Origin of the sequence: Helicobacter sp. 13S00477-4, from assembly GCF_002272785.1 — a bacterium.
Taxonomy (GTDB): Bacteria; Campylobacterota; Campylobacteria; order Campylobacterales; family Helicobacteraceae; genus Helicobacter_J.
Map to the genome: position 1 here is coordinate 36,665 of NZ_MLAS01000009.1, position 21,005 is coordinate 57,669.

Consider the following 21,005-nt stretch of genomic DNA (forward strand, 5'->3'; position numbering starts at 1 on the left):
TTGGATTTACCAAGAATCTAAAGCTTCCTTGACAACATTGATGACACAATCAATCCCACCCGCAAGGCTAAAAAGCCAATATTTGTGTAAATATATCCATTCAATTTGCTTGGCTTGGGTTTCTAGTTCACTTTGAGTGTATTTGACTACCACTTTGGCAATATCCATTTCTTGATGAAAAATATAAGATTGTAATGCATCGACAAAATAGTCATTGAATTTTTTATCTTCAAAAAGTTTTTTGATATTGTCAATTTCATCAATGAGTTGGTTTAGTTTTTTGAAATTGATTTTTTCTAAATTATTTTGAATATTTAGTTTTTCAAGCTCTTCTGTATATTTGACCACTTTTAAAAATAATTTTTCTATCATAGATTTTTTTTGAGTGCCATATTTGATAATATCAAGACATTTTTGTTTGGCTGTTTTGATATTGGATTTTGAAGTGATATTATCAGGATATGCGAGTTTGATAGGGGCTTTGCAAGTAGAGGTATCTATTGAAGCAATAGCTTCTTTAAAATTCATTTCTAAAGCACCATTGATTCTGGCCCCACCCTCTGTAGCATTGATGATTTTTAATTTATGTGAGGTTTGTGCAATATCTTTTTCAAAAAATTCTAAAAACAATTTCCATACTTTTGTTGTTTCTACTTTTCCATTGCCACCATATTTTTCTATGAAAATTTTTTCATCTTCAGGTTTTGGTTTTATTTCTTTGCTGCCATAGAGTGCTTCTTTTGCATGACTTGTCCCATCATCGCCAAAGGCTAAATCTTGCCCTATGAGTATACATTGTTTGAATCCTGAATGCACCACCAGTTCATATGCCATATTAGCTGCACTCATTCCAATCCCTAAATATCCATATTCGTGGAACCCAAAAAGATTCGTATAGCCAAATGGGCGGAAACTGAATTGTTTGATGCCTTTTGTAATTGATTCTTTGATTTTTGGGTGGACAATAGAAGTGATAGCAAATATGACATTTTCTTGAGCAGCTTGTGGTGTGTCATAATAAAATCTTGCCGTTGCTTCAACACGTTCTAAAGAGAGTACGATATCAGGCTTGATACCATATTTGTATAAAATAGGGAAAGAGGCATCAATGCAAAAAAGTGTAACGTAAGGTGCAATTTTTTTGAGTGTGTCTAGTTGTTTGGTTAGGCTTGGACCTGTTGAGACAATGATGGCGGTATTGCGATTTTTTAGATTTTGAACTAGGTTGATGAGTGTGGGAGATGAGAGAACATCAGGAAGATTTTGGATATGTTGTTTGATGCCTATGATTGCATCCCGACTGTCATTCCCAAGACTGATAACGCTATGTTCAATCGCTTTGATGAAATATTGATTGAAAGTTAAAATTTCTTTTTGATGTTTTTCATAATAGTGATTGAAGATATGCAAGTCATAAACTTTTGAATAGATTCTAGATTTTTTATCCATTTCAAAAAGTGAACCTATAAGGTGATATGAGCAAATTTTTGAATATAAAAATATGATTTTATCATTTAATATTTCATCAGAAAAATCTAATAAATTTAAGATGATAAATAAAATTTCAATTTCAGGCTCAATCACAACAATGCGTTTGATCTGTGGATTGCCTAATAAAATACGATAAAATACACCATTCCCAGCTCCATAAAAATAAAGATATGGATAATAGGTATAGGGGGTAAAATCAGTAATTTTTTGCATTGTTTCATCTAGGGGCTTGCCTAAAAAAATAGGAGTATTTGAGCTTTTGTCAATGATATTAAAATTAGCAGCATCTTTGTCCATAAATACTTCAAATTTTTCATTAGGCTTGAGATTAATAAGAGAGAGTGCAAAAAGAGGATCTTTGATTTTTAATGCAGAGAGATTTTTGTCATAAATACTTTTCATAGCTATCCTTGAGATTTTAAGAGGGTTTAAGCTTTTTAACATATCAAAAGATTTTTTTAAGCTTGAAATCTTTTGATAAGTGGTTGAAATCAGTATATTTCAGTATATTATTGGAGTAGTCTTAAGACATTTTGTTGGACGGCATTAGCTTGTGCCATTGCAAAACTACCGCTTTGGGCAAGTATATTATATTTTGAAAAGCTTGCAGATTCAGCAGCAAAATCCACATCCCTGATTTGAGATTCAGCAGATTTAACATTCACTTGAGTGATAGATACATTGTTGATAGTTGCTACAAGTTGTATTTGGACAGAACCTATATCTGCTCGGACTTTATCTAGTTGTGTCCTAGCTGCATCTGCCATATCCATAACAACCATCGCTCCTTTGAGGCTAGTTACACCTGCTCCAAGTCCTTTCCAGTTCAAATCAGCTTGAGCGATATTTCCATTGGCTCCAGAAGCTGAGGCGACATTGGCATCAAATACCCCTCTAATAGATCGCAGATTGACTGTATATTCAGATACACCCTGTGCAGAATGCATACCAATATGGCTAAAATTTACACCACTAACAATAATGTCTCTAGCATCGGTACGTACAAGGGTTAGTCTTCCAACAATAGCGTGATTGAATCCAGATATCCCAGCGAAGTTTCCTCCTCCAAATACTTGTCCAGTAGCACTATTAGCATGGATTGATATAGCCCTACCATCATTAGATTTTAGGTTGATCCTGCCAGTAATATCTAAGAATGCTTCTACCCCTGTTTGGTCTTTTACTGAATTGACAGCATTGATGAGTCTTCCATCAGCGTCATTTTTGTGTACATCATTTATGGTTCCTATAGAGACGCCATTTATAACCAAGCCTCTGATTGTTCCTGATTGGACAGGTAGTCCACCTGTTGCCATTACATTATAAGATGCCCTTACACCTAATTTGTCAGAAAAACGATTGATAACTTCACTGAGTGCCCCGATCCCTGTGCCTGCAGAAGTGGAGATTTTTGCCGTTTCAATTTCATAATCATTCACTCCATCTACTTGTTTGAAATTCAGTGCTACTTCAGTTAAATTTGAACCTGCTGCAGATGCAAGCATTCCAGCCCCATCAAAAGAAGCAGTTTCCATACGGATGTGTCCAATTTTGTCTGAGCTTGTAGGACCAATGGAGGCTTTTACTGTTGTATTTGAATAGGCTCCAATCTGGAATTCTTTGTTTGAGAAACTGCCTGAAAGCATTTGTTGACCATTGAAGCTTGTAGTATTGGCGATATTATCAAGCTCTTCAAGCAGTCTTTGAATATCGCTTTGCAGGGCTTTTCTTGATTCGTTAGTTTGTCCATCTTGTGCTGCTTGGACTGCTTTGGTTTTAATGGTATCTAAAATTTTTATTTGTTCATCCATTGCTTTGTCAGCAACTTGTATCATACCGATGGCATCATTTGCATTTTTGACAGCTTGTCCTAAGCTTTCACTTTGACTCCTAAGGCTATCTGCAATCGCCATACCAGAAGCATCATCAGCGGCTTTATTTATCCTTAATCCCGAGCTTAGTTTTTCTAAAGAACCTGCCAGGTCCCTATTGTTTTGTATTCCTACAGCATGGGCTGTAAGTGCAGCTACATTCGTATTAATCCTAAAACTCATAATCGCATCCTTTGCTAAAATTTATGTTTAATGTTTGATAAGCAAGACTTGTTCCAAAAAAGTTTTTTTAAAAAAACAAAAATGTGTTAGAATTGCCAAAGATTAATAGCTAAAAGAGAAATGATGAAGAACTTGATTATTGTGGAGTCTCCTGCAAAAGCGAAGACTATTAAGAATTTTTTGAATAATGATTATGAAGTAATTGCTTCAAAGGGACATATTCGTGATTTGCCAAAGTCAAATTTTGGTATAAAGATTGAGGATGGGGTTTTTACTCCAGATTATAAAATAGATAAAGATCACAAAGAAATTGTCGAAAAAATAAAATCACTTTCAAAAAAAGCAAAAATAACTTATATAGCTACTGATGAGGATAGAGAAGGGGAAGCTATAGGATTTCATATCACACAAGCCATTGGCAAAGATACAGAAAGTTTTCCGCGTATTGTGTTTCATGAAATTACAAAAAATGCCATAGATTTTGCCTTGAAAAATCCAGGAAATATTGATATGGATAAAGTTAATGCTCAGCAAGCTAGGAGATTGCTTGATAGGATTGTGGGTTTTAAACTTAGTGGTTTGATTTCAAGTAAGATACATAGAGGTTTGAGTGCAGGAAGGGTGCAGAGTGCTGCTCTTAAAATTATTATTGATAGAGAAAGAGAAATTAGAGCTTTTGTGCCAATTGATTATTATACTATTGATGCTTGTTTTGAGGGAGATATTCAAGCAGAATTGAATATCTATGAAGGCCAAAAAATCAAAAAGCAATCTATCACTGATAAAACTATTGCTGAAAAGATGTTAGAAGCATTAAAAAAACTTCCTTACCATGTAGGTGAAATAATCAAAAAATCAAAAAAATCCCCCTCACCACCACCTTTTATGACTTCTACTTTGCAGCAGAGTGCTTCAAATCTTTTAGGGTATTCGCCTACTAGAACAATGTCTATTGCTCAAAGGCTTTATGAAGGAGTAGAGACCAATAATGGCACAATGGGAGTCATCACTTATATGAGGACTGATAGCCTTAATATTGCTAAAGAAGCTCAAGATATGGCTAGAGAGAAGATTTTGAAAGATTTTGGTGAAAAATATTTACCCAAAAAACCTAAAGTCTATTCTACGAAAAATAAAAGTGCACAAGAAGCTCATGAGGCAATACGACCTACAAATATTGGTTTTACTCCACAGATTGCAAGTACATATCTTAAACCTGATGAACTTAAAGTATATACGCTCATATATAATCGATTCTTGGCTTCTCAAATTGAAGATGCAGTTTTTGAAAGTCAAAGTATTACTTTTGTATGTGATAAAGGTGAGTTTAAAGCAAGTGGGAGGAGATTAATTTTTGAAGGATATTACAAGATTTTAGGAGATGAAGATAAGGATAAATTATTGCCAGATTTAAAATCAAATACTCCTATTAGGCTTGAAAAAATTCAAAATAACAAGCATACAACAGAACCTCCACCAAGATATTCTGAAGCATCTTTGATAAAAACTTTAGAAAGTTTAGGTATTGGTAGACCCAGTACTTATGCCCCAACCGTTTCATTATTGCAAAATCGTGAATACATTGTTGTAGAAAAAAAACAGATTTTACCTCAAGAAGATGCTTTTAAGGTCATTGAAATGCTTGAGGCTTATTTTAATGAAATTGTTGATTCGGCTTTTAGTGCTAGTTTGGAAGATAAACTTGATGAAATTGCACAAAATAAAGAGGATTGGCAAGAGGTTTTGAAAAATTTTTATGATCCTTTTATGCAGAAGATTTCAGAAGGTAAACTCAATATTGCTTCTCAAAAAGTCATTATCCCTACAGGAGAATTTTGTCCTAAATGTGGCTCAGAGCTTGTTAAAAGGAGTGGTCGTTATGGAGAATTTATCGCTTGTAGTGCCTATCCTAAGTGTAAATATATCAAACCTCAAGATAAAGAAGATATTCAAACCCAAGAAGTAGATGAGGTTTGTGAAAAATGCGGAAAGCCAATGGTAAAAAAGCACGGTAGGAATGGAGAATTTATCGCTTGTAGTGGGTATCCAGAATGTAAAAATACAAAATCTTTAAAAAATGTACCTAATAAAACTCAAGCGATAAATGAAGTTAAATGCCCTGAATGTGGAGGAGAAATATTTCTTAGGCGAGGGAGAAGGGGGTCATTTTATGGATGTGGGAATTATCCAAAGTGCAATTTTATTACTAATCATCAGCCTATTAACGATAAATGTCCTGAATGTGGGTATATGATGAGTGATAGGATTTATAGGAATAAACATGTCCAAGAATGTATTAAATGTAAGCATCGTATTGAAGTGCCATAATGCAGAGCGTGGTATTTGGTCCTGTTATATCTCGAAGATTTGGAGTGTCTTTGGGTGTGGATTTATCTCCTAGTGTAAAACAATGTAATTTTGATTGCCTTTATTGTGAACTTGAAGGCAAAAAGGCTCAAAATCAAATGAAAGAAGTCTTAGATTTGGAGACTTTAATTCAGAGTGTGATTTCTTCATTGAAAAAAAATCCTAAAATTGATGTTTTGACTATAACCGCAAATGGTGAACCTACTCTTTATCCATATTTATATGATTTTATCAAAACCATAAAACCAAATCTTCCCCAAGAGGTTTCTTCTCTGATTTTAAGTAATGGTTCAAAGTTTGGAGATGAAGAGGTGCAGAAAGCATTGCATTTGTTTGATATTGTGAAATTTTCTCTAGATGGGGTAGATAAGAAAAGTTTTGAGAGAATAGATAGACCTTATCGCGATATTAGGATTGAGGATTTGCTTTCAGGGATTGAAAGATTTGCATCTATTTATAAAGGCGAGTTAGTCGCTGAAGTTTTGTTGGTAGAGGGGATTAATGATGGGATTGAAAATATCAGGTCTATTGTAGAATTTTTGAAACGTATCGAGATAGACAGGGTTGATTTAGGTACTATAGATAGACCTCCTGCTTATGATGCAAATCCACTCAGTTATAAAAGACTCCTAGAAATTGCTAAAGAGTTTGAAGGTCTATATGTAAGTCTGCCATATAGAAAAGAGAATGTTAATTTAGTTCATCAAAAATATTCTAAAAAAGATTTGATAGATTTGATAGCTAGGAGACCTATAAGTGTCATAGAGGCTTCAAATTTATTTGAAGACAAGGCATTGAGCTATCTTGAAGAATTTCTTTTTGATAAAAAAATTTTTATCAAAAAGGTTGCTAATCTGGAGTTTTATACGATTAAAGATTGATTAGTTTTGGAATATAAATGGAATGAGGCTTATTAAAAATAAAATCATTATCCCTAGATTTAATCTTTCCCATTGTCGTTTAAATGTACACATCAATACATATATGATAAATCCACTTGCTAAACCTGTTGTGATAGATGAACTCAGTGGCATTAGAATAATCGTAAAAAAACTAGCAGCAGCGATAGGTAGGTCTTCAAAATTGATATGCCTTGCTTCCATAAACATCAAAGCCCCAACTACAATGAGTGTAGGGTAAATAGCATAATCTGGAATAGCACTGAATATTGGTAAAAGAAAAAGTGTGAGTATGAAAAAGAACGCACAAAAAATCGCAGTGAGTCCAGTCCTCCCACCAGAAGCTACACCAGCAGAGCTTTCTAAGAATGCTGTGGTTGTAGATAATCCAAACATTGCTCCACTGGTTGTGGCTATCGCATCAACTTGAAGTGTTTTTTCAAGTTTTTTATCTTTCCCACTTGTATCTTGAAACATTTTGGCTTTTGCTCCTACGCCTGCAAGGGTGCCCAAAGAATCAAATAAATCTGTGATGAGTAGAGCAATGATTGCTGGAATGAGTGCAATATGGATAATACCTTTTATATCAAATTGCATTGCGATACCTGAGATAGAAGAAGGCGTTGAGAGGAAGTGATGAGGTATTGAAGCAAGTCCTAAAATCCAAGCAATACCGCTACATATCAAAATACCTATGATAAAGGCTCCTTGAATTTTGAGGGCATGAAGTAAAAGCATCAGGATGACTCCAAATATACCTATGATGATTTGTGGGGATGAAAGATCTCCTAATGTCATCAATCCTGAGGAGGTGATAGTGATGAATCCCAATGACTTGAATCCAATCGTAGCTATAAATGCACCAAGTCCAGCACATAGGGCAAATCTAAGATCTTTTGGTATGCTTTGCATGATCCAAACACGCAGTTTAGTGAAAGAAATGATAAGGAAAATTACCCCAGATAAAAATACTGCTCCAAGTGCTTGTTGCCAAGTCAAACCCATTCCTTGTACTAATCCATAGGTAAAATAAGCATTCAACCCCATCCCAACACTCATTGCAACTGGGGTGTTTGCCCAAATTCCAGTGAGTAAGGTTGCTAAAGCAGTTACCAAAGAGATAGCTGTGATAAGCTCATCTTTTGGCATCCCTGCAATCGATAGGATTTGAGAACCAACAGGGATGATATAAAGCATGGTTAAAAATATGGTGAATCCCGCAAGTGCTTCTGTTTTTATGTTAGTGTGATTTTGAGTGAGTTGAAAATATTTATCCAAAAATAGCATTGAAATTCCTTTTTTATGGTATCAAATTTTGTATGAATGAGGTAAAAATAAAAAATTTAATTGTAGGATAATTATTCATAAGAATATATAAAATCAACATTTGAAGCCATAGGATTTGTTGTGTTTTGAAGAAAAACTTTGTATATGCAAGATTATAAAATAGATTTATATAAAGAGATAAAATATCATAAATTATAGATAGTATACTTTATATATTGTTTGTGAAATAAGAGAAAATAAAATCTAAAATATATAGCTTGATATATTTATTATCAGTTTATCTGTATGATTTTGTAGAAATATTGAGGTGGTTATGCGAGATATTATTTTGATAAATTCTAAAGAAAATTCTAAGATAAAGACTTTGATAGTAAATAAAATTGAACTTTTGTTGATGAAAAAATCTCTCATTGAGCAATACTTAAGTCTTTCTCAAATTGAAAAAAATGTGGATGCATTGATTTTTACTTCAAAAAATGCCTTCAAGTCATTGTTAAAAAATATTGAAGAATATCCTGAATTAGAGATTTTTAGAAGTATACCTGCTTTTGTCATTGGAGAAAATACTGCTCAAGAACTCAAAATCGCTGGGTTTGATGTCGAATATGTTGGTATAGATTCCCATGGTGCAGGATTTTCTAGTGAGATTATCCCATTGTTAAAAAATCGAAAACCTTTGTATTTTCGTGCTAAAAAAATTGTTTCTGGACTTGATATAAAGCTTTTAGAAGCTAAAATAAAACTTAAGCAAGTCATTGCATATGAGAATAAGACTCATATTGTAGATAAAACCTTCAAACCAGCGACAAAATCAATCTTAATTTTTACAGCTCCAAGTCATTATTTGGCATTTAGACAAAATTTTGGTTGGGATGGTAGTTATAGTGCGATTGCTATTGGTATGACTACTTTTGGAGTGTTTGATAGTGAAGTGGAAGGGTTTATTAGTCCGGAACAAAGTATTGAAAGTTGCATAGAATTTGCAAAAGATTTAGCATTAAAATTACCTTAAAAAGGATAAAAATGGATTTTATTTTAGTAGGTTTAGGCGGAGCAATAGGGAGTATTTTTAGGTATGGATTGGGGAAAATCTTACCTTTAAAATTTTTCATATGGGATACATTTCCTTTAGGGACTTTTGCAGTGAATCTGATTGGGAGTTTTTTAATAGGATTGATGGGTTTTTTGGTTGTCCATAAATTTTTAGGTAATGATTTTAGATTATTTTTTATTGTCGGTCTTTTGGGAGGTTTTACTACTTTTTCATCTTTAGGTCTGGATACTTTTGATATGTTTGTACAAAAAGAATATCTTAAAGTTATTTTTTATATTTTGAGTACAAATATTTTAGGATTTATTTTGGTTTGGTTAGGGTGGTTTTTGGCAGAAAATTTTTTTAATTGATATTTGATTTTGATTGGAATAAATACCGTGCAATGATTATGGTTTGTAACAAAGTAGCAAAGAAATTAAAAATTGGGATGAGAGAGAAAAAATAAGCCATCAGGCTTATTTGATAGATTTTGATTTTATGTTTCCTCATAAAGGATTGATATTGGACAGTATTGAATATTGAACTTCCTATGTCAAAGAGCATTGTATTTTTGAAAAAGAAAAAATGTGGTATCAAGATAGCAAAAAATCCTATGAAAGGCACAAAATAAAATGGGGTTAAAACAATAAAAAATAATAAAAATTTCCCAAGAGATTTTATATAATGATGTATTGAGGTTTGTATACTGCCAAATGAATCAATATCAATATAATAAAAATATTTTTTATGCAAATATTTTACAACAATGGGCGTATAAAAAATAGAAATAAAAATATTCCCAATAAGGGTCAAAATAAGAATCAAAAATCCAAGCAAAATATAGAGTAAAGAATGGATAAGTATATTCCCTATATGACTAAAAAAACCTTGATTTTGTGATATTTTTTGCCAACTTTGGGGTAAAAAATATTCTAGGAATTTGATAAAATAATCGCTGAAATAAAACAACACAAATGCCCAAAATACAATACCAATCAAAATTGGCAATAGATTTAATGTGAGCATTTTCAAACTAAAGAAGTCTTCCCAGCTTTTTTTAATGATAATGAACATTGATTTTTTCCTGTTTGTTTATGTGTAAAAATTTATCTTTTATTGACTTTATTTAAGTTTAAAAGGTAAGATAGCGAAATGAGTTGTTTTGATAAAAAGAACGACGAAAAATATTTAAATGAATGGAGATTTTAATGAAAAAAAGTATTGTAAGTATTATCCTTGCAGGTACATTGTGTATTGCATTTGCTGGAGCTAAAACTCTAGCAACTGTTGATGGCGTAGCTATCACGGAAAAAGATTTTGATGTTATCAAACAAAGAGTGCCTAATTTTAATTTTGATACACTCAAAGATGATCAAAAAAAAGCCCTTTTGGATCAAGCCATTAATAATATTTTGATAGAAAAAGAAGCTAAAAAAGAAAAAATAGATCAAATACCTGATTTTAAAGCTGCTATGGAGGCATTTAAAAAACAACTTTTGGTTGAAATGTGGGCTAAAAAACAGGCTGAAGCTGTAGGTAAAACAAAAATCCCAGAAGCAGATCTAAAAAAATACTACGATGATAATAAACAACAATTTGTACAGCAAGAAGCACAGGCTAGACATATTCTTGTAAAAACTGAAGATGAGGCTAAAAAAATTATTTCAGAACTTAATAAAACTCCAAAAGCTAAAGTTGAAGCAAAGTTTATTGAACTAGCTAATAAAGATTCTATTGATCCCAATACAAAAAATACTCAGAATGGCGGTGATTTGGGAACTTTTCAAAAGAATCAAATGGTTCCAGAATTTTCTAAAGCTGCATTTGAACTTAAACCTGGAACTTATACAAAAACACCTGTAAAAACAGAGTTTGGTTATCATATTATTTATTTGATAAAGAAAAATGATCCTAAAACTTATACTTTTGATGAAGCTAAGAAAACAATTGAGGCAATGCTCAAAGAGAAAAAATTCCAAGCAGATATGAAGAAAAAAATAGAAGAACTTAAGAAAAAAGCCAAAATTACTATTAATAAGTAATTTAAATTAGGGAAGTTTTATGTTGGTTGTTGGCAATGATATTTTGTATAAGGCTCACAAAGAGGGTTATGGTGTAGGAGCCTTTAATTTTGTGAATTTTGAAATGCTCGTTTCAATTTTTGAAGCTGCAAATGAGGCAAACTCTCCTATTATTGTCCAAGCAAGTGAGGGTGCTATTAAATATTTGGGTATTGATATGGTTGTATCAATGACTAAAACTATGTCAAATCGTTATCCTCATATTCCGGTAGCACTCCATCTAGATCATGGTACTACTTTTGAAAGCTGTAAAAAAGCTATAGAAGCAGGTTTTACCTCTGTGATGATTGATGCTTCTCATCATCCTTTTGAAGAAAATCTTGAGCTTACTTCAAAGGTTGTTAAAGCTGCTCATAGTGTTGGTGTGAGTGTAGAAGCAGAATTGGGTCGTTTGATGGGGATTGAAGATAATATTTCAGTTGATGAAAAAGATGCTGTTTTGGTCAATCCAAAAGAAGCTGAAATTTTTGTTAAAGAGTCAAAAGTTGATTATCTTGCTCCTGCTATTGGTACCAGTCATGGTGCTTTTAAGTTCAAGGGTGAACCAAAATTGGATTTTAAACGGCTCGAAGAAGTCAAAAAACTTACAAATATTCCATTGGTTTTACATGGGGCTAGTGCTATACCTGATAATGTACGTGAATCTTTTTTGAATACTGGAGGTGATTTGAAGGGTAGCAAGGGTGTGCCTTTTGAATTTCTTCAAGAGGCTATCAAAGGAGGTATTAATAAGGTAAATACTGATACTGATCTAAGGATAGCTTTCGTTGCAGAGGTCAGAAGAATGGCTAATGAGGATAGAACACAATTTGATTTGAGGAAGTTTTTTGTACCTGGTATCCAAGCTATCAAAAAAGTCATTGTTGAACGGATGAATTTATTGGGTAGTGTCAATAAGATAGATTAGAGGAGCAAATATGGCAATAGGGATGAGTGAGCTAAAAAAGGGATTAAAAATAGAAATAGAAGGGATTCCATATAGGATTATGGAATATCAACATGTTAAGCCTGGTAAAGGTGCAGCTTTTGTACGTGCAAAAATAAAATCATTTCTAGATAATAGAACCATAGAAAAGACTTTTCATGCTGGAGATAAATGCGAAGAGCCTAATTTGATAGAAAAAACAATGCAATACCTTTATCATGATGGTGATACTTATCAGTTCATGGATGCAGAGACTTATGAACAGATTTCCTTAAATGACTCTCAAGTTGGCGATGTCTCAAAATGGATGCTAGATGGAATGAGTGTTCAAATTCTTTTTCATAATAACAAGGCTATTTCTGTTGATGTGCCTCAAATTGTTGAACTTAAGATTATAGAAACTGCTCCAAATTTCAAAGGCGATACTTCAAGTGCAAGTAAAAAACCTGCTACTTTAGAAACTGGAGCCGTTGTGCAGATACCTTTCCATATCCTTGAAGGTGAAACTATTAGAGTAAATACAGAAACTGCAGAATATGTAGAAAAAGTCAAATAACTTATATTTCTTCTTTTTATTTTCCACTACAATTATATCTTAAACCCGCAAAAGTATATTAATACTTGTGGGAGAATTTGTGTTTAGGAGTTTTGATGAATAAGAAAATATTAGTTCCATTAGCAAATGGATTTGAAGAAGCCGAATTTATAGGTATTGTTGATGTTTTAAGACGAGCTGAGGTTGAAGTCATTGTTGCAGGTTTGCAAGGAGATAGTTTGTATACAGGAGCAAATCGTGTCCAAATAAAAGCAGACGAATCCCTAAAAAATATTGAACCTTCTGAATTTGATGGTATTGTTTTGCCTGGTGGTTTTGAAGGCATGGATAATCTGAAGTCTGATGATACAATCATTAAAATCATAAAAGATTTTCACTTTAAAAAAAAGCTTGTATGTGCTATGTGTGCTTCTCCTATAGTATTACACCATGCAGGTGTGCTTGAAGGTAGAGATTTTACTTGTTATCCGGGTTGTGAAACAGGACTTGATGGTAAAAGACACAATCAAGCAGTTGTTGTTAGGGAACATATTATTACTTCTGCAGGACCTGCCACAGCAATATTATTTGGACTTGAGATAGTCAAGCTATTGTGTGGACAAGAAACTTATAAAGCTTTGTTTGAAGGATTATTAGTTCCCTTAACCTTGTCAATCGAATCTTGATAATATTTTGCTGCAAAATGTTATTTTAGGAGTATAATTCGAGCCAAATTTTAAAGGCTCCTAAATGGCAACAATAAATATTTTGGATTATAAGCTTAAGCCTTTTGTTATGGAAACAAAAATCATCATGCAAAATTATCTGAAGAAAGTTCAGGTTGATGTGAGTGATTATTCTTTCGCAGCTAATTATATTTGGCTTTCAAGGACAAGTGGTTTTTATGAGATCATTGATGATACCTTTTGTCTTTTTGTGATGACAGGCGGAGAGCTTTCAATGCTCTTACCCCCGCTTGGAAAGCCCAAACACTGTTACAATGCAATCCCTAAATGCTTTGATATTATGAATGAAAATAATTCATCTAATTATTGTTCTAAAATTGAATATGTTTGTGATGAATTTCTTGAAGGTTTTATTACCTATAGTAATGAAGGCGAAGTTATTTTCTCATCTTTGGAAAGTTATGTTATTGAAAAAAAATTGGTTGATTATATTTATAAAACTAATGACTTGATTGAGCTTAAGGGCAACGCTTACCATGCCAAACGTAATGAGATCAATAAATTTAAAAAAGCATATCCAGATTTTAGGATTGAAACATTAGATCCTGAAATCCATTCAGTTCCTATCAATCATCTTTTTAACAAGTGGGTTAGCGATCGTATTAAATATATGCCAAAAGAAGAAATTGATATTTTTATGGATGGGATTTATCAGGAGAGATTGGCTGTAAAAAGGGTTTTGCAAGATTATTTAGATTTGAATTTGGTGGGGTTGGTTATTTATATTGGTGATGAATTGAAAGGTTTTACTGTAGGTGAACAGGTTAGGGAAGATACTGCAAGTGTGTTGATTGAAAAAACAGATTTTGAAGTACTTGGGTGTGCTCAATTTATATTCAGAGAGTTTTGTAAAGTTTTAAAAGATAAGTATGATAGTGAATATATTAACGTTGGTGATGATATGGGTTTTGAAAACCTCAAAAAAGTAAAAATGTCTTATCGACCTGAAAAACTAGTCCCTAAATATACGATTTATCAAAAATGAAGCTCAAAACTTCTCTTAAAGAAGATATACAAGTCATTTATGAAATAGAAAACTCTTTGTTTTCTGTTCAAGATGGTAGGTTTTCAAAAAAGGTTTTTTTCTATCATCTTGCTAAGAAAGATAGGCTTTTTTCTCTTTGGGATGAGGATAAAATTGTTGGCTATTTATTAGTATTGGGCTATCAAAAGAGTTTGCGCGTTTATTCTTTGGCTATTTTGTCTGGGTATCAAGGTAAGGGCTATGGAGAATATTTATGTGAGTGTGCGATCAATATGGCGAGAGAAAAGAAAAAGGATTTTATCTATTTAGAAGTAAAATCTAGTAATCAAAAGGCTATCAATCTCTATCAAAAGCTTGGATTTGTTGTTTGTAGGATATTACCTCATTATTATGGGTCAATAGATGGGTTACGAATGGTAAAATTTTTTTGATTATCTTAGGGCTGAATCCAAATCCAAATTTATCCTTTCTATAAAATGTTATAATTACAAAAAATCAAAAAAGGATATTTTTGGAAAAATTTGAAGTATCAAATCAAGCAAAATTACCTACTCGTTTTGGTGTCTTTTTTATTCAATCTTTTAGAGAGCTTAAGGTTCAAAAAGATTGCCCTTGTCCAGTAGAGCATTTAGTTATTTTTACTCAAAATCTACCTGAGATTCCCTTGGTGCGAGTGCATTCAGAATGCTTGACTGGAGATGTGTTTGGATCCCAAAAATGCGATTGTGGGGGAGAATTAGCAATAGCAATGGAGAAAATAGCTCAAAGTGTTGAAGAGGGTAAAGGAGGAATGCTCATTTATTTACGTCAGGAAGGTAGGGGAATTGGGCTATTCAATAAAGTCAATGCCTATGCTTTGCAAGATAAAGGTTATGACACTGTTGAAGCAAATGAAGCATTAGGATTTAAAAGCGATAATCGTGATTATTCGATAGTGGGGGATATTTTGCATTATTATGGACTTAAGAAAATTCATTTGTTGACTAATAATCCTCGCAAGATTGATGCGATGAGTCAATATGTTGAAGTCATCAGAGATAGTATTATTGTTCCAAGTAATTGTCATAATGAAAAATACTTAGCAACCAAAAAGTCTAAATTAGGACATTTGCTTTAATGTTGAAAAATATTAGTTTTTATGAGGCTATTCAAATCATACAAGATATGCCTATAGATTCGCTTAGTAGAGAGAAAATTATTTTTCAGAGTGCTTTAGGTAGGGTATTAGCTGATAATGTTGTTGCCAAAGTAAATATGCCTGTTTTTTGCACTTCAAGTATGGATGGTTTTGCTTTCAATTACAATGATTTGAAAGTTTTGCAAACAGAAGGTTTGGTTTTAGAGGGGGATAATCCTGCTGGAGAAGAAAAGAATTTTGAAATCAGCCCAAAATCTACTATCAAGACTTTTACAGGTTCTAAAATGCCAAAAAATAGCGATACTATTTTGCTTGTCGAGTCTGCTATTGTAAAAGACAATAAAGTATTTTTAGATCCAAAAGCTAAAATGCCAAAAAAAGGTGATTGGGTCAGGCAAATTGGGGAAAATTATATTAAGGGTGAAATCCTTTTGCAAAAAGGGATTCGTATTGGTCCATATGAAATAGGACTTTTAGCAGATGCCAATGAAGTATTTGTAGAAGTTTTCAGGAAGCCTAAAGTTGGTATTTTGACAGGAGGAGCAGAGATTTTAGAAGTAGGTGAAGTCTCTGAAGGTAAAAATTTTGTTCGTAGTGTGAATAATCATCTTTTGAATGCAATGGTTTATTCAATGGGTGGAGAAGCTATCCTTTATCCAATAATGCCAGATGATAGAAAAACTATTGTTGAGATGATGTCTGAAGCTTTTTTAGATTGTGATATTTTACTCACTACAGGTGGGATGAGTATGGGGGATTATGATTTTACCCAACAAGCTATGGAAGAAATTTGTGAAGTAGTGTTTAAAGGCGTGCGTATGAAGCCGGGTAAACCTGTTGCGTATGGTATTTATGATAATAAGATTCAAAAGAGACATTTATTAGCATTGCCTGGATTTCCTAATTCTGCAGCAATTACTTTTTATCTTTTTGGCAGTATTCTTTTTTCTAAAATGTTTCAAAAGACTTATAAACATCAGTTTTTAAAAGCAACTCTAAGGGATGATATTCTTAGGAATGATTCAAGGGTTGAATTTCGTGTTTGTGATGTTGAAATAATTGAAGGCAGATATGAGGTAAGTTTTTCTTCCAAAAAGATATTGCAAAGTTCAGTTATTAATAATTTATGTGGGGATAGTGCACTTGTAATTTTGGAAGAAAATGGAAAGAATATTTCAAAAGGCAGTGAAGTTGAAATTTTACTTTTTAAAAATTTTTTTTGAGGAGTGAGGTATGGTAATAGTAGAGTTTATGGGTCCAATCAATGAAAACAAAATAGAACTTGATGTGAAAAATCTTTTTGAATTAAAAATAAAACTTCAAGAAATACCTGCTATTGCCAAGTGGCTTGATTTAAGTGCAGTGGCTGTGAATGATGTTTTGGTAGAAGATATTGATATGGAACTAAAAAATGGTGATAGAGTTGTGGTATTGCCACCGGTTTGTGGTGGCTAAAAATGCTTGAAATTTATGAAGGACCTTTACCTGTTTTTGAGCTATATAAGCGATGGGAAGGCGAAGCGATAGAAAAAAATTTGGGTGCATTTTGTTTGTTTGAAGGTATTGTGAGGGAAGAGGGTGATATTGAGGGGCTGAGTTTTGATATTTATGAACCTCTTTTTTTAAAATGGTTTGAAGTTTGGGAACAAAAGGCTAAGGATCAAAAAGTTTTTTTGAGGATGGCTCACTCAAAAGGAAATGTCGCAAAATTTCAGAGTTCTTATATGGTTGCTCTGATGTCTGCTCACAGAAAAGCTGCTTTGAGCTTATATGAGGATTTTATCAATGATTTTAAGCATTCTGCACCTATTTGGAAATATGATATAAAAAATAATGAAAGGATTTATGCAAAAGATCGTAGTTTTGTTTTGAAGGGTAGTGGGATTTTATCTTAGAGGATTTGAATTGATTTGTTTGGAGTGAGTTAAATGGATGTCATAAAAATAGGGATTGTGGTTACAAGTGATAGGGCTTTTGATGGTGTTTATGAAGATAAATCAGGGATGGCAATTAAAGAGGTTTTGAGTGAATATATTCTAAATTCTTGTGAATATTTTTATCATCTTATTAAAGATGAACAAGATTTGATTCAATCTGTATTGGTAGGATTGTGTGATGAGGAAAAATGTGATTTGGTTGTAACCACTGGAGGTACAGGTCCTGCTCTAAGAGATGTAACTCCAGAGGCTACTATAGCAGTATGTGAAAAAATAATGCATGGATTTGGAGAATTGATGCGTCAAAATAGCCTAAAATATGTCCCTACAGCGATACTTTCAAGGCAAACTGCAGGTATCAGAAAGCAAAGCCTCATCCTTAACCTTCCAGGAAAACCAAAAAGCATTAGAGAATGTTTAGAGGTTGTTTTTCCTGCGATTCCTTATTGCATTGATCTTATTGGAGGGAGATATATTGTATCTAATGAAAAGAATATTAAGATTTTTAGACCCAAATCCTAAGTAAGGAGTATAAGTGCCTTTAAGCCATATCAATGATAAAAATCAACCCACAATGGTAAATGTGGGTTTAAAGCCTGAAACAAAAAGGATTGCTATTGCTAGTGGTAAAATAAAGATGAGTCCTGAAGCTTATGAAGCGATCATTTATAACAATGTTTATAAGGGTCCTGTTTTACAAACTGCTGTGATTGCTGCAATTATGGGTGCAAAAAAGACAAGTGATTTGATACCAATGTGTCATCCATTATTTCTATCAGGTGTAGATATTGAGATTGAAGAGGATGAACAAAACCATACCTTTACACTTAAATCCATTGTAATGACAGAAGGTAAAACAGGTGTAGAGATGGAAGCATTGATGAGTGTCAGCATAGGACTTTTGACTATTTATGATATGGTTAAGGGAATTGATAAGGCGATGATTGTTACTGAAGTATGTTTGGAGCATAAAAGTGGGGGTAAGAGTGGAGATTATCAAAGAACTGAGCTTTAAGTTTTAGTTCTTGATTGATTTTTATCATTTGAAAAATAGGATTAAATTGAGAAAAATAAATTTAGTTATTCTTTTTAGTGGAAATGGTAGCAATATGCAAAATATTATCCATAATTTGCATAATAAATATTTTATTAGAGGTGTTTGTGAAAAAGTATGTATTGAAATTGTTGCTTGTATCACTAATAATCCAGATGCTTATGGCATATCGCGTTGTAAGGATCTCAACATAAAGTGTGAGGTTTTGTCACATAAAGATTTCAGGGTACGGGAAGATTTTGATAGGGAGTTAACAAAGCTTATTTTGAGTTATAGTCCTGATTTGACAGTATTAGCAGGATTTATGAGGGTTTTATCTTTGATTTTTACTTCCAAAATTAAAGCTATCAATATACATCCTTCCCTTTTGCCTAAATATAAAGGTGCCAATGGAATCAGAGATACTTATGACTCTGGCGATGAGTTTGGTGGAGTGACTGTACATTGGGTGAATGAAGGTATTGATGATGGAGAAATTATTTTACAAGAGTCTATTTTTAGACTTGAAGCTGAAAGCTTTATATCTTTTGAAACTAGGATACATCAATTAGAATATATTCTTTATCCAAAAGCTATTTTGAAAGCATTAGATTTGAGATCGGAGGAGTCGAATGGATAATTTATTTATATTTGCCATTATAGCTATTTTGATCCTTATAGCCCCCTATGTGAGTAAGATTACAAGAATTCCTATTGTGGTTGTTGAAATGATATTGGGTGCTTTAGCGTATTATTTTGGGATTTTCAAGCATTCAGAAGGTTTCAATATTGTTGCAGAAGTTGGTTTTTTATTTTTAATGTTTTTATGTGGTATGGAAGTTGATTTGCGTGGATTTCGCCAACTTGGTAAAACTTTTTTAAAGAGGGCAGGTGTTTATTTTACTGTATTATATGTCATAGCCACTTTAATGGTATTGCTTTTGAGGTTACCACCTATTTATATTGCAGCTTTTCCAGTGATGAGTTTGGGGATGATTATGGCTTTGATTAAAGATTATGGAAAAAATACCCCTTGGCTTGATTTAGCATTAAAAATTGGCATTATTGGAGAACTTGTAAGCATAGCAGTTTTAGTTATTATTAACGGTTCTTATTCTTATGGGTTGACGATTGATCTTTATAAAACTTTAGCTGTTTTATTACTTTTTTTGCTTGTAATTATTGGATTGTTTCAAATAGGCAAAATAATGTTTTGGTGGTTCCCAAGTCTAAAGCTTTTTATCATGCCTTATAATGATGAAAATAATCAAGATATTCGTTTCAGTATAATGTTATTTTTTGGACTTATTGTTGTTGTGATGTGGCTTGGACTTGAGATTGTGCTTGGTGCATTTCTCGCAGGCATGATTGTGGCAACCTTTTTCCCTTATAAACATGAATTGGTTCATAAGCTTAATGATATTGGTTTTGGTTTTTTTGTGCCATTATTTTTTATTCATGTGGGTTCTACTTTAGATCTGTCTTTGATTATCCATACCCCAAGTTTATTATTACAAGGGATGCTGATAGTGATAGGAATGATTTCTTTACGTCTGCTTTCAGCCACGATTGCTTTTAAAAGTTATTTTAAAAGTGCAAAAAATACGGTTTTGTTTGCATTGAGCGATTCTATGCCATTGACATTTTTGGTCGCTACAGCTACTTTAGGTTTGCAATTAAATGCAATGGATCAGAATACTTATTATTCATTTTTATTGGCAGCGATTTTTGAAGGGATTGTTTTTACTATATTGATTAAAATAGTTTATATTTTTTGGAAACCATCTAGTAAAAAAAATCAAAGATAAAAAATCATCTTTTTTCAATATCAATATTAAAGAGATGAGCCTCATCCCCAATTTGGATTTTGAGGGTAATTTTACCTGCTTTGATGTGTTTTGGACTGATGGCTACAAAACCACCTTTTGCCTTTCCTTCAATACTTAGTGTTGTTTTTCTTAGATAGTTTGCTCCCATTATTTTTCGTGCTTGACGTTGTTCTTGTAGCATTTGTTGGGTTTGTGCGTCATTGATAATGAAAGGATTGAAAAGCATATTGTAGGCTAAAAATCCTCCACGTCCAAAATAAAATATAGGTGTTATGACATTTGTATTGACCGCAACAGTTGGTGTTGGAATACTAAAATCTTGTAAAATATTTGTAAAATCAAAATTGGAATCCAAAACTTCTCTGTAATTTAAAACTTTTAATTTTGTTCCATTTTGCATTGCTATTACATCATCTGTATCTAATATAATATTTGCACCTTGAGTGATTTGTGTCCCAATATAGATAACTAAAGGAGGGTTATTTAAACCGCCTAATTTTTTTTGGGAAACTTCAATTTGAACTTTTGAATGAGCTTTTTCAGAATTAAGGATTTCAACACCTTTATCATAACGGACAATATTTTCAGGGATTACTCTATAGCTAGCACAAGAAGCAAAAAATAGAGCTAGTGGAATAAATAAGCTTGTTTTTATCACAATAAAC

Annotated in this window: 23 protein-coding genes; 18 read left to right on the plus strand and 5 right to left on the minus strand. The window is 32.7% G+C overall.

Features of this window, described 5'->3' with window-relative positions:
* Positions 1-6: 6 nt before the first annotated feature.
* A complete protein-coding gene (locus tag BKH44_RS05650; RefSeq protein WP_095271031.1) occupies positions 7-1,893 on the minus strand; it encodes a motility associated factor glycosyltransferase family protein in 1,887 nt (628 codons plus the stop codon).
* Between the two features lie 107 nt (positions 1,894-2,000).
* Positions 2,001-3,545 (minus strand): flagellin B, encoded by a 1,545-nt coding sequence (locus BKH44_RS05655; protein ID WP_095271033.1) that lies wholly within the window; start codon positions 3,543-3,545, stop codon positions 2,001-2,003.
* A 123-nt stretch (positions 3,546-3,668) separates the two neighbouring features.
* On the opposite strand from BKH44_RS05655, the gene topA reads away from it, so the two are divergent.
* Complete coding sequence (topA, locus tag BKH44_RS05660; RefSeq protein ID WP_095271036.1) at positions 3,669-5,873, plus strand: type I DNA topoisomerase; 2,205 nt, start codon at positions 3,669-3,671, stop codon at positions 5,871-5,873.
* Positions 5,873-6,793 carry a radical SAM protein gene (locus BKH44_RS05665; protein ID WP_095271039.1) on the plus strand — a complete coding sequence of 307 codons (921 nt, stop codon included), beginning with the start codon at positions 5,873-5,875 and terminating at the stop codon, positions 6,791-6,793. The genes topA and BKH44_RS05665 overlap by 1 nt, the downstream gene beginning before the upstream one ends.
* On the opposite strand, the gene BKH44_RS05670 is transcribed toward BKH44_RS05665, so the two are convergent.
* Positions 6,794-8,089 carry an NCS2 family permease gene (locus BKH44_RS05670; protein ID WP_095271154.1) on the minus strand — a complete coding sequence of 432 codons (1,296 nt, stop codon included), beginning with the start codon at positions 8,087-8,089 and terminating at the stop codon, positions 6,794-6,796.
* A 322-nt stretch (positions 8,090-8,411) separates the two neighbouring features.
* On the opposite strand from BKH44_RS05670, the gene BKH44_RS05675 reads away from it, so the two are divergent.
* Both BKH44_RS05675 and crcB read left to right on the plus strand, forming a co-directional pair.
* Positions 8,412-9,110, plus strand: a complete 699-nt coding sequence (locus BKH44_RS05675) for a uroporphyrinogen-III synthase (protein WP_095271042.1) — start codon at positions 8,412-8,414, stop codon at positions 9,108-9,110.
* 11 nt (positions 9,111-9,121) lie between these two features.
* The gene (gene crcB / locus BKH44_RS05680) at positions 9,122-9,502 is read left to right on the plus strand and encodes a fluoride efflux transporter CrcB (RefSeq protein WP_095271046.1); all 381 of its coding nucleotides are present in this window, start codon (positions 9,122-9,124) and stop codon (positions 9,500-9,502) included.
* Here the strand turns inward: crcB and BKH44_RS05685 are convergent.
* Positions 9,495-10,205 carry an EI24 domain-containing protein gene (locus tag BKH44_RS05685; protein ID WP_095271049.1) on the minus strand — a complete coding sequence of 237 codons (711 nt, stop codon included), beginning with the start codon at positions 10,203-10,205 and terminating at the stop codon, positions 9,495-9,497. The two genes, crcB and BKH44_RS05685, sit on opposite strands and share 8 nt — an antisense overlap.
* 134 nt (positions 10,206-10,339) lie before the next feature.
* Between BKH44_RS05685 and BKH44_RS05690 the strand changes: the two genes are divergently transcribed.
* The 14 genes from BKH44_RS05690 (at position 10,340) to BKH44_RS05755 (ending at position 20,319) form a co-directional block, all read left to right on the plus strand.
* The gene (locus BKH44_RS05690; RefSeq protein WP_095271052.1) at positions 10,340-11,173 is read left to right on the plus strand and encodes a peptidylprolyl isomerase; all 834 of its coding nucleotides are present in this window, start codon (positions 10,340-10,342) and stop codon (positions 11,171-11,173) included.
* A 19-nt stretch (positions 11,174-11,192) separates the two neighbouring features.
* Entirely contained in the window at positions 11,193-12,119 is a 927-nt protein-coding gene (locus BKH44_RS05695; RefSeq protein ID WP_095271055.1) for a class II fructose-bisphosphate aldolase, read from the plus strand.
* Between the two features lie 10 nt (positions 12,120-12,129).
* On the plus strand, positions 12,130-12,693 hold the full coding sequence (efp, locus tag BKH44_RS05700) for an elongation factor P (protein ID WP_095271058.1): 564 nt from the start codon (positions 12,130-12,132) through the stop codon (positions 12,691-12,693).
* Between the two features lie 95 nt (positions 12,694-12,788).
* On the plus strand, positions 12,789-13,358 hold the full coding sequence (locus tag BKH44_RS05705; protein ID WP_095271061.1) for a DJ-1 family glyoxalase III: 570 nt from the start codon (positions 12,789-12,791) through the stop codon (positions 13,356-13,358).
* Between the two features lie 64 nt (positions 13,359-13,422).
* Positions 13,423-14,403 carry a phosphatidylglycerol lysyltransferase domain-containing protein gene (locus tag BKH44_RS05710; RefSeq protein ID WP_095271063.1) on the plus strand — a complete coding sequence of 327 codons (981 nt, stop codon included), beginning with the start codon at positions 13,423-13,425 and terminating at the stop codon, positions 14,401-14,403.
* A complete protein-coding gene (locus tag BKH44_RS05715) occupies positions 14,400-14,834 on the plus strand; it encodes an N-acetyltransferase (RefSeq protein WP_095271065.1) in 435 nt (144 codons plus the stop codon). The genes BKH44_RS05710 and BKH44_RS05715 overlap by 4 nt, the downstream gene beginning before the upstream one ends.
* An 80-nt stretch (positions 14,835-14,914) precedes the next feature.
* Positions 14,915-15,520, plus strand: coding sequence for a GTP cyclohydrolase II (ribA, locus tag BKH44_RS05720; protein WP_095271068.1), 606 nt, complete (start codon positions 14,915-14,917; stop codon positions 15,518-15,520).
* On the plus strand, positions 15,520-16,764 hold the full coding sequence (locus tag BKH44_RS05725) for a molybdopterin molybdotransferase MoeA (RefSeq protein WP_095271070.1): 1,245 nt from the start codon (positions 15,520-15,522) through the stop codon (positions 16,762-16,764). The genes ribA and BKH44_RS05725 overlap by 1 nt, the downstream gene beginning before the upstream one ends.
* Before the next feature lie 10 nt (positions 16,765-16,774).
* Entirely contained in the window at positions 16,775-16,996 is a 222-nt protein-coding gene (locus tag BKH44_RS05730; RefSeq protein ID WP_095271073.1) for a MoaD/ThiS family protein, read from the plus strand.
* A gap of 2 nt (positions 16,997-16,998) precedes the next feature.
* Positions 16,999-17,436, plus strand: a complete 438-nt coding sequence (locus tag BKH44_RS05735) for a molybdenum cofactor biosynthesis protein MoaE (protein ID WP_095271076.1) — start codon at positions 16,999-17,001, stop codon at positions 17,434-17,436.
* A gap of 33 nt (positions 17,437-17,469) precedes the next feature.
* A complete protein-coding gene (gene mog / locus BKH44_RS05740) occupies positions 17,470-18,000 on the plus strand; it encodes a molybdopterin adenylyltransferase (protein WP_095271078.1) in 531 nt (176 codons plus the stop codon).
* A gap of 13 nt (positions 18,001-18,013) precedes the next feature.
* Positions 18,014-18,493, plus strand: coding sequence for a cyclic pyranopterin monophosphate synthase MoaC (gene moaC / locus BKH44_RS05745; protein ID WP_095271081.1), 480 nt, complete (start codon positions 18,014-18,016; stop codon positions 18,491-18,493).
* A gap of 46 nt (positions 18,494-18,539) precedes the next feature.
* On the plus strand, positions 18,540-19,151 hold the full coding sequence (gene purN / locus BKH44_RS05750) for a phosphoribosylglycinamide formyltransferase (RefSeq protein WP_257842606.1): 612 nt from the start codon (positions 18,540-18,542) through the stop codon (positions 19,149-19,151).
* Positions 19,144-20,319, plus strand: coding sequence for a cation:proton antiporter (locus BKH44_RS05755; protein ID WP_095271084.1), 1,176 nt, complete (start codon positions 19,144-19,146; stop codon positions 20,317-20,319). The genes purN and BKH44_RS05755 overlap by 8 nt, the downstream gene beginning before the upstream one ends.
* Positions 20,320-20,323: 4 nt before the next feature.
* Here the strand turns inward: BKH44_RS05755 and BKH44_RS05760 are convergent, their stop codons facing one another.
* Positions 20,324-20,998 carry a hypothetical protein gene (locus BKH44_RS05760; protein WP_095271086.1) on the minus strand — a complete coding sequence of 225 codons (675 nt, stop codon included), beginning with the start codon at positions 20,996-20,998 and terminating at the stop codon, positions 20,324-20,326.
* Between the last annotated feature and the right edge of the window lie 7 nt (positions 20,999-21,005).

Bases quoted from the DNA above. Each gene is read 5' to 3' on its own strand.
- efp (WP_095271058.1), top strand. From the start codon at position 12,130: ATGGCAATAGGGATGAGTGAGCTAAAAAAGGGATTAAAAATAGAAATA.
- mog (WP_095271078.1), top strand. From the start codon at position 17,470: ATGGATGTCATAAAAATAGGGATTGTGGTTACAAGTGATAGGGCTTTT.
- BKH44_RS05705 (WP_095271061.1), top strand. From the start codon at position 12,789: ATGAATAAGAAAATATTAGTTCCATTAGCAAATGGATTTGAAGAAGCC.
- BKH44_RS05755 (WP_095271084.1), top strand. From the start codon at position 19,144: ATGGATAATTTATTTATATTTGCCATTATAGCTATTTTGATCCTTATA.
- topA (WP_095271036.1), top strand. From the start codon at position 3,669: ATGAAGAACTTGATTATTGTGGAGTCTCCTGCAAAAGCGAAGACTATT.
- BKH44_RS05675 (WP_095271042.1), top strand. From the start codon at position 8,412: ATGCGAGATATTATTTTGATAAATTCTAAAGAAAATTCTAAGATAAAG.
- BKH44_RS05655 (WP_095271033.1), bottom strand. From the start codon at position 3,545: ATGAGTTTTAGGATTAATACGAATGTAGCTGCACTTACAGCCCATGCT.
- BKH44_RS05725 (WP_095271070.1), top strand. From the start codon at position 15,520: ATGTTGAAAAATATTAGTTTTTATGAGGCTATTCAAATCATACAAGAT.
- crcB (WP_095271046.1), top strand. From the start codon at position 9,122: ATGGATTTTATTTTAGTAGGTTTAGGCGGAGCAATAGGGAGTATTTTT.
- BKH44_RS05685 (WP_095271049.1), bottom strand. From the start codon at position 10,205: ATGTTCATTATCATTAAAAAAAGCTGGGAAGACTTCTTTAGTTTGAAA.
- BKH44_RS05650 (WP_095271031.1), bottom strand. From the start codon at position 1,893: ATGAAAAGTATTTATGACAAAAATCTCTCTGCATTAAAAATCAAAGAT.
- BKH44_RS05715 (WP_095271065.1), top strand. From the start codon at position 14,400: ATGAAGCTCAAAACTTCTCTTAAAGAAGATATACAAGTCATTTATGAA.
- BKH44_RS05695 (WP_095271055.1), top strand. From the start codon at position 11,193: ATGTTGGTTGTTGGCAATGATATTTTGTATAAGGCTCACAAAGAGGGT.
- BKH44_RS05730 (WP_095271073.1), top strand. From the start codon at position 16,775: ATGGTAATAGTAGAGTTTATGGGTCCAATCAATGAAAACAAAATAGAA.
- BKH44_RS05710 (WP_095271063.1), top strand. From the start codon at position 13,423: ATGGCAACAATAAATATTTTGGATTATAAGCTTAAGCCTTTTGTTATG.
- BKH44_RS05665 (WP_095271039.1), top strand. From the start codon at position 5,873: ATGCAGAGCGTGGTATTTGGTCCTGTTATATCTCGAAGATTTGGAGTG.
- BKH44_RS05690 (WP_095271052.1), top strand. From the start codon at position 10,340: ATGAAAAAAAGTATTGTAAGTATTATCCTTGCAGGTACATTGTGTATT.
- BKH44_RS05735 (WP_095271076.1), top strand. From the start codon at position 16,999: ATGCTTGAAATTTATGAAGGACCTTTACCTGTTTTTGAGCTATATAAG.